A 12970-nucleotide genomic window follows, 5' to 3' on the forward strand; every position below is an offset into this window, starting at 1 on the left:
GGGCCCGGATGACCGGGCCCCGCGCGGCAGGGTGGCACTCGGCCCGCATCGCGGCGCATCGGCTCGCATCGGCCGTTGTCCCGGAGACGGCAAAAAACCCGCCCACCGTGAGGTGGACGGGTTCAGTGCAAGCGAACCAGCAGTGGCCGCGCGCTAGCGGTTGTCAGCGCGTGACCTTGCCGGCCTTGATGCACGAGGTGCAAGCGTTCACGCGCTTCGGCGTCCCGCTCACCACGGTACGAACGCGCTGGATGTTGGGGTTCCAGCGGCGCGGCGTACGGCGGTGCGAGTGCGAGATGTTGTTGCCGAAGCCCGGCCCCTTGCCGCAGACATCGCAGTTGGCAGCCACGGGTCACTCCAAAGACTTCAGATGCATTTACGGTTGATCCCGGCATGCCGAGGATCAAGATCTAGGATCTGAGGGGCGGTGCCAGGGGGATGGCCCGATCGGATCGGGCAACTGGAGCAGCATACAACGACTGCGTCCGGAGAACGAAACTACCACGGCCCGCCGGTTGCCACCGCGCCCGAGGCCGGGACCCTCTACCGGCAGTAACCCCTTCTGGGACTACGCTGCCTCCCACGTCCAGCAGCTCAAGGAGGCGCGGGTGCCGCAGGTGCCGCAGACATTCGATGCTCTCGCGGTGCGCACCTGGTGCGGGCTCGCGCTGGAGGCCCTGGGCCGCGCGCGCGAGGAGATCGACGCGATCAATGTCTACCCGGTCGCAGACGGGGACACCGGGACGAACCTGTACCTGACGGTGGAGTCGGCCGCGGCGGCGGTCGAGGCGGTGTTCGCGGGCCATGAGGCGGTGGCCGCTCCGGCGCCCGGGACCGCCGAAGGCACCGGGGCGGGCGAAGAGCGTGAGGTCTCCCTCGCCGACGCCATCAGGGCCATGGCGCACGGGGCCCTGATCGGGGCCCGGGGCAACTCCGGAACCATCCTCGCGCAGCTCCTGCGGGGCATGGCCCAGGTGCTCGCGGCCGACGGTGAGACCGCTCACACCGACGGCCGGGGCCTGTGCCTCGCCCTGCGCAACGCCGCCGACTCCGCCCGTGGGGCCGTCGCGCACCCCGTCGAGGGCACAGTTCTCAGCGTCGCCTCGGCCGCCGCCGACGCCGCCTCCGGCGTCGCGGGGGACTGCGGCGAGGTCGCGGTCGCGGCCTACGCGGGCGCCGGCACCGCGCTCTCCGCGACCACCGGACAGCTCGCCGTCCTGGAGCACGCCGGTGTCGTCGACGCGGGCGGGCGAGGACTGGTGGCGGTCCTCGCGGCACTGGTGCAGACGTTCACGGGCGAGGCGCCGCGACCGTTCGCGGCCTCCGCCGCCCCGCACGAGCCGGGAGAGGGGACCGCCCCCGGCACCACGGGCGCCCCCGGCGGGGAGGAAGGTCCCGGGGCCGCGACGCGACGGCCGGACGGCCTCGGTGCCGACGCGGCGGCCGCCTGCGGGGAAGGGGGCGCGGAGATCGGTCATCCCGCCTTCGAGGTGATCTACCTCCTGGACGCGGAGGACGCCGCCGTGGACCGACTGCGGGATCGGCTCGACGGCCTCGGCGACTCCCTCGTCGTGGTCGGCGGCGACGGCCTGTGGAACGTCCATGTGCACGTGGACGACGCGGGCGCGGCCGTCGAGGCGGGCGTCGAGGCGGGGCGTCCGCACCGCATCCGGATCACCCACTTCGCGCTCGGCGACGCCCACACCGGAGCCGGGGCGGGGCGACCGCCCCGGGAGCGGACGCAGCGAGCCGTCGTGGCCGTCGTGCCCGGCGAGGGTCTCGCCGGGCTCTACACGGAGGCCGGGGCGACCACCGTGCTCGCGCGGCCGGGGGAGCCGCCCGCCAGCGGGGAGCTCGTGGAGGCCGTACGACGGGCCCACGCGCGCGAGGTGGTGCTGCTGCCCAACGACGCCGACCTGCGGCACACCGCGGCGGCGGCCGCCGAACAGGCCCGCGCCGAGGGCGTCCGGGTCGCTCTGATCCCGACCCGCTCCGCGGTCCAGGGCATCGCCGCGCTGGCCGTGCACGAACCGGAGCGCCGCTTCGACGAGGACGTCGTCGCCATGACGTCGGCCGCGGGCGCCACCCGCTACGCCGAAGTCGCCGTCGCCGAGCGGCAGTCCTGGACCATGGCCGGCATCTGCCAGGCCGGAGACGTCCTCGGTCTCATCGACGGTGACGTCGCCGTCATCGGCGCCGACGTCACCGCCACGGCGGAGACCGTCCTCGACCGCATGCTCGCAGCGGGCGGCGAGATGGTCACCCTCGTCCTCGGCGACGAGGCCCCCGAGACCATCGCCGCGCACCTGGAGTCACGGGTACGGGAGTCCTACCTCGCGGTGGACACCGTGGTGTACCGGGGCGGGCGCCAGGGCGCGCTGCTGCTGATCGGGGTCGAGTAGCGGACCCGGTGCCCGCGGTCAGGCGCTCGAGGGCACCTCGGACCGCCGGGGGACCTCCAGGGTCCCGGCCGTCCGGTGGGCGCGTTCGACGGCCTGCCCCCAGTAGGTCCCGGCGACCATGAGCAGGGCGCCGAGGGCGGTGAGGGCCGTCAGATGTTCGCCGCCCAGGACGATGCCGACCGCGACGGCCCAGACCGGCTCGGTGCCCAACAGCAGACTGACCCGGCTGGCGGAAGTGCGCTGCACCGCCCAGGTCTGGGCGAGGAAGGCGAACAGGCCGCAGAACAGGGCGAGATAGAAGAGCCGCGCCCAGCCGCCGGCGTCGACCCCGCCGAGCGTCGTCAGGGTGCCCGCGACGGGCACCGCGAACAGGACGGCGCCGACGAGCGTCTGGACGGCCGTGACGTGCAGCGGCCGCACCGGGTGACGGGCGGTGAGCCGCCCCACCAGGGCCACATGGGCCCCGCGGACCAGCGCGGCGGCGAGGATCAGCAGGTCGCCGCCACGAGGCGAGTGGAAGCCGCTGCCGGACACCAGGAGAACGACGGCCGCCAGACACAGGCCGGTCGCGGCGAAATAGCGGGGCGGCAGCCCCGCCGCGCCGGACGTACGGTCCAGCAGCGGGGTGAGCACGATGGTGAGGCTGATCAGCAGGCCCGCGTTGGCGGCGCTGGTGTGGGCGACCCCGTACGTCTCCAGGACCAGGACGGCGGCCTGGGTGACCCCCAGCACCGCCCCGGCGCGCAGCTCGTCGCGTGTGCAGCGCCTCGTCCGGCGCCGGACGCCGACGAGCGCGACACAGGCGGCGGCCGAGATGCCGTACCGCGCGAACAGGACGAGCAGGACGGGGAGCGCCGACGTGGCGGTCTTGGCGGCCAGATAACTGGAACCCCAGACGGCGGCGACAAGGAGAAGCACCGCGTCGGTGCTGCGGACTCGGGACACGCCCACACGCTGCCCCACCCCGACCCTGAAGCCCAGAGCGAAGTTCTTCAAGGTCTTTTAAGCATCACTACAATGGACGGGTGAACGAGCGGCAGTTGCGGATCCTGCGTGAACTGGGCGAGCTGGGGAGTGTCACCGCCGTGGCGGAGGCGCTGCTGATGACCCCCTCGGCGATCTCGCAGCACCTGCGCCTGCTGCAGCGCTCGATTCCGGTCCCGCTCACCGAACGCGACGGACGGCGGCTGGTGCTGACTGACGCCGGGCGGGTGCTCGCCGGTGCGGCGATCGAGGTGGAGAGCGCCCTCGCCCGGGCACGGCACTGCGTGGACGAGTTCGTGGACGAGCCGGCCGGAGTCGTGTCCGTGGCCGCCTTCCACAGCGCGGCCGCCACGTTCTACCCGGTCCTGCTGCGCGACCGGGCCGCGGCGGCGCCGAGGCTCTCGCTCGCCGACGAGGACGTGGCGCAGGACCACTTCCCCCGGCTGACCCGGGACTACGACCTCGTCGTCGCCCACCATCTCGCGCACACGCCGCCCTGGCCGCGCACCGTCACCGCGACCACGCTGCTGAGCGAACCCCTCGACGTCGCCCTGCCGGCCGACCACCCGCTGGCCCGCGAGGCGAGCCTGACGCCGGAGGATGTCGCGGGTCTGCCCTGGATCACCGTGCACGACGGTTTCCCGCTGATGGCCACCGTCGACGCCATCGCGACCGCCGCGAACCGGCGCCTCGACATCGTCCACCGCATCAACGAGTTCGCGGTGGTCGCGGAGACCGTCGCCGCGGGAGGCGGCCTCGCCCTGATGCCCCGCTGGACCACGCGCCCGCATCCCGCCCTGGTCCTCAGACCCCTGACCGGGGTCCACGCCGTACGCCGCATCGACGTGCTCCACCGTCCCGAGCGCGCGGCCCGCAAGGCCGTACGGACGGTCCTCGGCGAACTGCGCCGCGCGGCCGAGTCGATCCGCACCGGCGGCGACACGAATCCCGGCGCCGCCGGTCCTTAAGGCCTGTCCGGCACTTCCCGTCCGCCCGGCGACCCTTCGGGCGACGACGCGAGCTGTCGGACGGGCCCTAGCCGGCTCTCTCCATCAGCGTGACCAGCTTCTCGGCCTCGGCGCGCCGGGCCTCGGCGATCTCTCCGTCCAGCCGGCCGCACACGGCGAGGACCGTGTGCGCGCGGGCGGAGGCGGCCTCGTGCCGCCCCAGTTCGGCCTCCAGCCGGCCGGCCGCCAGTTCGGCACCCGTGCGGGCACCGAGCAGGGGGTCGCCGAGGGAGGCGAACACGGTGATCGCCCGGACCACGTGCCCGAGTGCCTCCTCGAACACCTCCCGCACGACGGCCTCTTCCGCGTCGTCCGCCACGGAGCGGGCCAGCAGGTCGCCGAACTGACGGTGGGTGTGCCCGAGTTCGGCGACGACACGACGCCCCGCGTCCGCCCCCTCGTCCGCGGGACCGGCACCGGGACCAGCACCCGGACCAGCACCGGCACCGGCGTCGACACCGGTTCCGGTATCGGTTCCGGCTCCCGGCTCCGCGGCCGACTCGCACTCCTGGATCGCCTGCGCCATCAGCTCCCGCGCCTCGCCGAGCCCGCCGTCCCGCCGGGCCGCGCCCCACGCGCGGGCCCGGAGCGTGCGGACGAGTCCGTCGACGTCGCCCAGCTCACGCCACAGGTCGCACGCGCGGACGTACGCCTGATCGGCCCGCGCGGTCATCCCGGCGTGCGCGAGGGCCTCGGCCGCGAGGTTCGCGAGGATCGCGTGGTCGCGCTGCTCGGGCCAGTGCCGGGCGATGTCGGCGGCACGCAGCCAGTGCTCGGCGGCCTCGCGGTGTTCGCCGAGCTCGGTGAGACAGTCGCCGAGCCACCAGCGCGTCTGCACGATCGCGCCCTCACCGTGCATCTCGGCGGTCAGATCCGGCAGCGCCGACTCCAGGATCTCGGCGGCCTCCGCCCACCGCCCGAGCCGCAGCAGGAAACCACCGAGGTGGTGGCGCGCCCAGGCCCCGAACGTGGCGGCCTCGCCCGCCTCGTCGGCCCAGTGCGCGGCCTCCAGGGCATGCTCCGAGGCGGGGCCGGGCCGCCCGGTGGCGGCGAGTGTCTCGGCGAGCCGGAGGTGAAGCTGGGCATGGCCCACCGGCTCCAGATGGGACCCTCCGTGATCCAGCGCGTCGCGCGTCGCCCGTTCCGCCGCCTCCAGGTCGCCGAGATGCGTCGCGATCCCGGCGAGCCGGGAGTCGTACTCGACGGCGAACCACGGCAGCCCCGCCGCCACGAACCCGTCGACGGCGCGCCGGAGGAATCCGGCGGCCCCTTCGGCGTCGTCGGCGCGGGCCGCGAGCTCCCCGAGCATCGCGTACGCCTCGGCGGCCCGCGACGCGAGTCCCACGTCGTCCCCGGCGTGCGGCTCCGCGAGGTCCAGCAGCTCCCGCGCGGCCTCCTCGGCGGCGACCATGACATCGGCCTCGGAGCCGGAGCCGTTGTCGGTGTCGTCGCCGGGGAGCGGCTGCCCGTTCACCGCGGCGCTCTCCAGCTCGTCCACCCGGTGCATCAGCGTCCGGGCCCGGCTCATCAGCACGGACGCCGTCTGCGGCACCTGCGTCCCGCCCTCGGCGAACAGGGCGAGCACCTGTGTGCGCAGCTCCGTGACCGCCTCCAGGGCCTGCGCCGACCCGCCCGACAGCGCCTGGACGTACGCGGCACGGGAGCGGGCCGCCAGCGCCTCACCGGGGTCGCCCGCCTCGGCGTACAGCCCGGCGGCCCGCTGGAAGAGCACGGCGCCCTGCGGCCCGAGGCCCATCGCCGCGTGATCGGCGATCTCCGCGCGGTCGCGGACCTCCAGCTCGTGGCCGTCGGCCGCGCGCGAGACCGCCGCCCACGCCTCGACCGCATCGGGGTTCCGCAGCGCCGAGAGCCGCCGGGCCTCGGCGAGCAGCGCGTCCATGCCCGGTTCGGCGGCGGCCTCCGTCACCGCCTGCCCCGAGGGCACGGGCACCGGCACCGGCGGCCGGGATCCCGCGCGTGCCGGGGCCGCGGAGCGGACGCCCAGCGGCAGCCGGCCGACGAGCACCGGCTGGTCCATGCGGGCGCGGGCCCGCTCGCCGACGTACGACGTGCCGTTGCGGTCGTCGAACCGCGCGGCCAGCGCGAGCGCCTCCCCGCGCGCGTGCACGGCGAGTTCCGCGGCCGTCCACGCCCGCCCCGCGGGCCCGGGTACCGGCTGCCCGCCGAGCCCTAGCGCGGTCAGCCGGTCCATCGTGAGCGCCACGACCGCCATGAAGTCCAGTTTGCTGCGCGGATCCCCGGAGTCCGTGAAGTAGGCCGGGCGTTCCGCGAGCAGTTCCAGGGCGCGTGCCTCGTTGCCGGTCAGCGCACAGAACTCCACATGGTCCGCGTACGCGCCGCGCATGCTCTCCATGGCCCGCACCAGCCGGAAACCCCGCAGATGATGGGCGCGTGCCTCCTCGACGCGTCCCAGGCGCAGCAGCGGCAGCAGAGAGGACGCGAGGACGGTGTGCGGCTCGTGGGCGCAGGTGTACTCGCCCTGGAGCACCGGCGCCCACAGCTCCAGCGCCTCCTCGTCCGCGCCGCGCACCGCGCGCCACCAGCCCTGCCCGTGCAGTTCGCAGGCGTGGCAGTCGGCCATCGCGTCGCGGTCCGCCGCCAGCCAGGCGCCGTACGCCCCGTCGGCGCGCCCCAGGTCGCCCAGATGGGCGGCGACACTGAACTCGGCGCTGCGCACGGCCCGTTCGGAGTGGCCGGCGAGACGGTAGCGCCGCTCCATCTCGCCGAGCCACTTCTCTATGGAGGCGAGCGGGACGTGCGGCTGGTCGAGCATGCCCGCCGACATCCACTTGAAGACCCAGTGCAGGGAGTGGATCTCGAACTCGTCGAAGTCCTCGGGGTGTTCGTCCCACATGCGCAGCAGGCGCGCGAAGGGGACGAACATCTTTCCCTTCTCGGAGCTGTAGTTGTAGACCTTGAGCTGGTGTCCGAGCGCCTCGATCACGGCGAGCGGGACGTCCAGCCCCTCGGCCTCCACGAGCAGTTGTTCCGCGCGCGCGTTGCGGCCGGGCCCCTCGGGCTGCTCGTAGTTGTCCGCCATCGCCCGGCGCAGCGTGTCGAAGTCCATGGCCGGGGTCATCGGCGGTCGTCCTTTCCGGGGTCGGTGTGGGTGGCCCATTCCAGGAGGCCGATGAAGGCGCGGTTCAGGAGCGCCGAGTCCGCGGGCCGCAGCGGGCGCTGGGCCATCAGCAGGGCCTGTCCGTACAGGGACTCCGTGGCGGTGCCGACCAGGTCCGGATCTCCGAGCGAACTGATCCTGCGGATCAGCGGGTTGAGATGGTTGAGGACCAGACGTGCGCGGGGGGCGCTGCCGCGCAGCGAGCCGAGGATGCCCGACCACAGGTCGTCGGCCTGTTCCTCGGCCTCCGCCCGGGCCTGTTCGTGGCGGGCGGCCCGGTCGTCCAGATGCAGGGCGGGCACCGACAGCGGGTGGAAGGCGCGCAGCACGACGTCGCAGTTCAGCGGGTCGAGCCGGGCCCGCGCGGCGGCGAGGAAGCCGGCCAGCGCCAGCTCCTCGGCCGGGTCGACCGTGTCCAGGTGGGCCGTCACGATGTCCGCGTCCAGCTCCGAGACGGCCGTACCCGGACGGACGGCGGGCAGGGCCTCGATCAGCTCGCTGTCGTACGTGTAGCCGCCGTTGACGACGCCGACCCCCTGCGCGGAGGCGATCGGCGCCACCTGCCGGTACTCCTCCACGGTCCGCGTGAAGTGCACCACCGGGTGCCGCTGGGCGAACTCCTCCAGGGACAGGCGTCCGTCGGTCGTCTCGAAGGGCAGCCACGGCAGCATCGTGCGCAGCATCCCGGCGTCGTGCCGCGCCAGCGACTTCACTCCCAGGTGGTGCACGGACAGGAAGGCGGCCAGCCGTTCCGGATCACCCGCCGCGAGTCCGGTCAGCCAGGACCGGATGCGCTCGCCGAGCGCCTCCCGCACGGCGGCGAGGGTCTCGTCCTCGTACAGCGACTCGCGGGACGCGGTGGGCCGCAGGCTGTCCGTGTCGAGGACGCAGCGCACGAAGAACGCCCAGTCCGGCAGGAGCTGTTCGGCCCGCTCGGTGAGCAGCATGCCCTTCAGGTGCACGCGGTGGCTCGCGCGCTGGGCGGGACTGACCGCCGTCGGCAGCACATAGGCCACACCGCGGATCCCGGCGAGCGGCACGTCCAGGTCGATCGAGTCCAGCGGAGTGAACCCGAACAGCTCCCGGCAGTGCCGGGCCAGGGCGACCCGCCGGGCGGAGGGGCTCGGGTGGGGCCGGTCCCAGGGCGCGGGCAGGTCCGCGATCGCCTCGTCGCCGACCCGTACGTCGTACGGCAGCAGTGCGCCGAAGTCGCGCGCCAGCGAATGGACCCGCTCCGGGCTCAGCCACTCGCCGGCCCCGGCCCGCGCCACCAGGTGCACGGTGGTGCCCGGCTCGGTGCGCGCCTCCTGCGGCAAAGTGCGCACGGTGTACGAGCCGTCGTCGGCCGCCGTCCACTCGACCGGCGCCGCGTCGGGTGTCCGGGCGCTGCGGCTGACCACCCGGATCCGCTCGGCCACGACGAAACACGCCAGCAGCCCGATGCCGAACTGCCCGAGGAAGTCCGAACGCGCCGACTCCAGGCCGTCGTTCCGTTTGGAGCTGCGGCCGATGGTCGCCAGCAGACTGTGCACGTCGGACTCGGTGAGCCCGACACCGGAGTCCTCGACCCGAAGGGTCCCGTCCGCGGCGTACAGCCGCACCGTGGCCGGGGCGTCCGGATCCTCGGCGCGCCGCGCGGTGATCGCGTCGACGGCGTTCTGCAGCAGCTCGCGCAGATAGACCTTGGGGCTGGAGTAGAGGTGATGGGAGAGGAGGTCGACCAGACCGCGCAGGTCGACCTGGAACGTATGAGGTGACGGGGAGGCCTGGGACGGCTGTGAGGTCTGGGAGTCCATCGTCGCTGCGCCGGTCGGTGGGGGGACGGGCGACGGCGCGGGGTCGGGCGGTCCCGGGGGAGGTGACCGCGAAGAGGGCCGGAGCGCGTCATCCTAGGCCCGGAACGAGCCGTCTGACCAGCGGATTTCCCGGACGTATACGGCAATGTCAGTGCCGTGGTGTGCAATGGATCTCGTGTCCGTGCTCGAAGAACCACTGAAGAAGGCGCTCGGTCCCGCCACCGCGAAGGTGATGGCCGAGCACCTCGGCCTGCACACCGTCGGCGATCTGCTGCACCACTACCCCCGCAGATACGAGGAGCGCGGACAGCTCACCCACCTCGCCGACCTGCCCCTGGACGAGCACGTGACGGTGGTCGCCCAGGTGGCCGACGCGCGCCTGCACACCTTCGCCTCCTCCAAGGCGCCCCGCGGCAAGGGCCAGCGACTCGAAGTCACGATCACGGACGGCAGCGGTCGCCTCCAACTGGTCTTCTTCGGACACGGCGTGCACAAACCGCACAAGGACCTCCTGCCCGGCACCCGCGCGATGTTCTCCGGCAAGGTCTCCGTCTTCAACCGCCGTCTCCAGCTCGCCCACCCGGCCTACGAACTGCTGCGCGGCGAGGGCGACGAGGCCGTGGAGAGCGTCGACAGCTGGGCGGGCGCCCTCATCCCGATCTACCCCGCCACCGCCAAGCTGGAGTCCTGGAAGATCGCCAAGTCCGTGCAGACGGTGCTGCCCAGCGCCCAGCAGGCGGTCGATCCCCTCACGGACTCGCTGCGGGACGGCCGCGGTCTGGTCACCCTCCCCGAGGCCCTCCTCAAGATCCACCGCCCGCACACGAAGGCGGACATCCACGACGCCCGCGCCCGCCTCAAGTGGGACGAGGCCTTCGTCCTCCAGGTCGCCCTGGCCCGCCGCCGGCACGCCGACGCCCAGCTTCCGGCCGTGGCCCGCGTCCCCGCGCCCGACGGCCTGCTGACCACGTTCGACGCCAGACTGCCCTTCACCCTCACCGAGGGCCAGCGGAAGGTCTCCAAGGAGATCTTCGACGGCCTGGCCACCGAACACCCGATGCACCGCCTGCTCCAGGGGGAGGTGGGCAGTGGGAAGACGATGGTCGCGCTGCGCGCCATGCTCGCCGTCGTCGACGCGGGTGGGCAGGCCGCGATGCTCGCGCCCACCGAGGTGCTCGCCCAGCAGCATCACCGGTCGGTCACCGAGATGATGGGCGAGCTGGCCGAGGGCGGCATGCTCGGCGGGGCCGAGCACGCGACGAAGGTCGTGGTCCTCACCGGCTCCATGGGGGCGGCCGGCCGTCGCCAGGCGCTGCTCGACCTGGTCACCGGCGAGGCCGGGATCGTGATCGGCACCCACGCGCTGATCGAGGACAAGGTCCAGTTCCACGATCTGGGCCTGGTCGTGGTCGACGAACAGCACCGCTTCGGTGTCGAGCAGCGCGACGCCCTGCGCGGCAAGGGCAAGCAGCCCCCGCACCTCCTGGTGATGACCGCCACGCCCATCCCGCGCACGGTCGCGATGACGGTCTTCGGCGACCTGGAGACCTCCGTGCTCGACCAGCTCCCCGCCGGGCGGTCCCCGATCGCCAGCCATGTCGTCCCGGCCGCGGACAAGCCGCACTTCCTCACCCGCGCGTGGGAGCGCGTGCGCGAGGAGGTGGAGAAGGGCCATCAGGCGTACGTCGTCTGCCCCCGCATCGGTGACGAGGAGGACGACCCCAAGAAGGGCGCCCGGAAGAAGTCCCCGGAGGACGAGGCGGAGAAGCGTCCGCCGCTGGCCGTCCTGGACGTCGCCGACCAGCTCGCCAAGGGACCCCTTCAGGGCCTGAGGGTCGAGGTCCTGCACGGCAGGATGCACCCGGACGACAAGGACGCCGTCATGCGCCGCTTCGCCGCGGGAGAGACGCACGTCCTGGTCGCCACGACCGTGATCGAGGTCGGGGTGAACGTACCGAACGCCACCGCCATGGTGATCATGGACGCCGACCGCTTCGGCGTCTCCCAGCTCCACCAGCTCCGCGGCCGGGTCGGCCGCGGCTCGGCGGCGGGGCTCTGCCTGCTGGTCTCCGAGATGCCAGAGGCGAGCCCGGCCCGCCAGCGGCTGAACGCGGTGGCCTCGACCCTGGACGGCTTCGAGCTCTCCCGCATCGACCTCGAACAGCGCCGCGAGGGCGACGTCCTCGGCCAGGCGCAGTCCGGTGCCCGCTCCTCGCTGCGCATGCTGGCCGTCATCGACGACGAGGAGATCATCGCGGAGGCCCGCGAGGAGGCCACCGCCGTGGTCGCCGCCGACCCGGACCTCACGGGCCTCCCCGGCCTGCGCGTCGCCCTGGACGCCCTGTTGGACGAGGAACGGGAGCAGTACCTGGACAAGGGCTGAGCGCTGGTGACGAGTCGGACCCGGGCCAGGGCTGAGCGGTGGCGACGGGCCGCACCTGGACAAGGGCTGAGCGGTGGCGACCCGCCGACGGCTGAGAGACTGGGAGGAACCGTCCACCCCCAGCGAAAAGGACCCTCATGACCCGCGTGATCGCCGGCCGGGCCGGCGGACGCCGTCTGGCCGTCCCGCCGGGCACCGGCACCCGCCCCACCTCCGACCGGGCGCGCGAGGGCCTCTTCTCCACCTGGCAGTCCCTGCTCGGCGGCCCGCTGGAGGGCGAGCGCGTGCTCGACCTGTACGCGGGCTCGGGCGCCGTCGGCCTGGAGGCGCTCAGCCGTGGCGCCGGCCACACCCTGCTCGTGGAGGCGGACGCCCGCGCGGCCAAGGTCATCCGCGACAACGTGAAGACGCTGGGCCTCCCCGGCGCCGAGGTCAGAGCGGGCAAAGCGGAACAGATCGTCCGGACGGCGGCGCCGCAGGAGCCGTACGACCTGGTCTTCATCGACCCTCCGTACGCCGTCGCGGACGACGATCTTCGGGAGATTCTGCTCACACTCCGCACCGGGGGCTGGCTCACGGACGATGTGCTCGTCACCGTGGAGCGCAGCACAAGGGGCGGTGAATTCGGCTGGCCCGAGGGTTTCGAGGCCGTCAGGGCCCGTCGTTACGGCGAGGGGACCTTTTGGTACGGTCGCGCCGCCTCTACGTGCGAAGACGCACGATGACCGGACCGGAGAGCGAGGGACCACTGTTGCGCCGCGCCGTCTGTCCGGGGTCATTCGACCCCATCACCAACGGACATCTCGACATCATCGCCCGCGCCTCCGCGCTGTACGACGTCGTCCACGTCGTGGTGATGATCAATCAGTCGAAGAGGGGCCTGTTCACGGTCGACGAGCGGATCGAGCTGATCCGCGAGGTCACGGCCGAGTTCGGCAACGTCCAGGTCGAGGCCTACCACGGCCTCCTCGTCGACTACTGCAAGCAGCGGGACATCCCGGCCATCGTCAAGGGCCTGCGCGCGGTCAGCGACTTCGACTACGAACTCCAGATGGCCCAGATGAACAACGGCCTCTCGGGCGTCGAGACCCTGTTCATCCCGACCAGCCCCACCTACAGCTTCCTCTCCTCGTCGCTGGTGAAGGAAGTCGCGAACTGGGGCGGCGACATCTCCCACCTGGTGCCGTCGGTGGTCCTGGAGGCGCTCACGGAGCGTCTCGGCAAGGACTGAGCGACTGACTGTCCGTCACCCGGTGTCG

The 12970-nt window shown here is 73.2% G+C and carries 9 protein-coding genes; 5 read left to right on the top strand and 4 right to left on the bottom strand.

Annotation, left to right across the window (positions count from 1 at the left end):
- Positions 1-163: 163 nt before the first annotated feature.
- Positions 164-349, bottom strand: coding sequence for a 50S ribosomal protein L28 (gene rpmB, locus ACWEBX_RS11085; RefSeq protein ID WP_330307541.1), 186 nt, complete (start codon positions 347-349; stop codon positions 164-166).
- A gap of 259 nt (positions 350-608) precedes the next feature.
- Between rpmB and ACWEBX_RS11090 the strand changes: the two genes are divergently transcribed.
- The gene (locus ACWEBX_RS11090; protein ID WP_451884593.1) at positions 609-2402 is read left to right on the top strand and encodes a DAK2 domain-containing protein; all 1794 of its coding nucleotides are present in this window, start codon (positions 609-611) and stop codon (positions 2400-2402) included.
- Positions 2403-2420: 18 nt separating this feature from the next.
- On the opposite strand, the gene ACWEBX_RS11095 is transcribed toward ACWEBX_RS11090, so the two are convergent.
- Positions 2421-3347 (bottom strand): DMT family transporter, encoded by a 927-nt coding sequence (locus ACWEBX_RS11095; protein ID WP_451884594.1) that lies wholly within the window; start codon positions 3345-3347, stop codon positions 2421-2423.
- An 80-nt stretch (positions 3348-3427) separates the two neighbouring features.
- On the opposite strand from ACWEBX_RS11095, the gene ACWEBX_RS11100 reads away from it, so the two are divergent.
- Positions 3428-4354, top strand: coding sequence for a LysR family transcriptional regulator (locus tag ACWEBX_RS11100; protein ID WP_451884595.1), 927 nt, complete (start codon positions 3428-3430; stop codon positions 4352-4354).
- Between the two features lie 67 nt (positions 4355-4421).
- On the opposite strand, the gene ACWEBX_RS11105 is transcribed toward ACWEBX_RS11100, so the two are convergent.
- On the bottom strand, positions 4422-7493 hold the full coding sequence (locus ACWEBX_RS11105; protein WP_451884596.1) for a tetratricopeptide repeat protein: 3072 nt from the start codon (positions 7491-7493) through the stop codon (positions 4422-4424).
- Entirely contained in the window at positions 7490-9328 is a 1839-nt protein-coding gene (locus tag ACWEBX_RS11110) for an HSP90 family protein (protein ID WP_451884597.1), read from the bottom strand. Before ACWEBX_RS11110 ends, ACWEBX_RS11105 begins: the two co-directional genes overlap by 4 nt.
- A gap of 166 nt (positions 9329-9494) precedes the next feature.
- On the opposite strand from ACWEBX_RS11110, the gene recG reads away from it, so the two are divergent.
- The 3 genes from recG to coaD all read left to right on the top strand — a co-directional run bounded on the left by recG (position 9495) and on the right by coaD (position 12942).
- Complete coding sequence (recG, locus tag ACWEBX_RS11115; protein ID WP_451884598.1) at positions 9495-11711, top strand: ATP-dependent DNA helicase RecG; 2217 nt, start codon at positions 9495-9497, stop codon at positions 11709-11711.
- A gap of 137 nt (positions 11712-11848) precedes the next feature.
- Positions 11849-12436: a 16S rRNA (guanine(966)-N(2))-methyltransferase RsmD gene (gene rsmD / locus ACWEBX_RS11120; protein ID WP_451884599.1), complete on the top strand. Its 588-nt coding sequence runs from the start codon at positions 11849-11851 to the stop codon at positions 12434-12436.
- Positions 12433-12942 carry a pantetheine-phosphate adenylyltransferase gene (gene coaD / locus ACWEBX_RS11125; protein ID WP_451884600.1) on the top strand — a complete coding sequence of 170 codons (510 nt, stop codon included), beginning with the start codon at positions 12433-12435 and terminating at the stop codon, positions 12940-12942. The genes rsmD and coaD overlap by 4 nt, the downstream gene beginning before the upstream one ends.
- Positions 12943-12970: the final 28 nt, after the last annotated feature.

This window comes from Streptomyces sp. NPDC005070 (assembly GCF_053600395.1).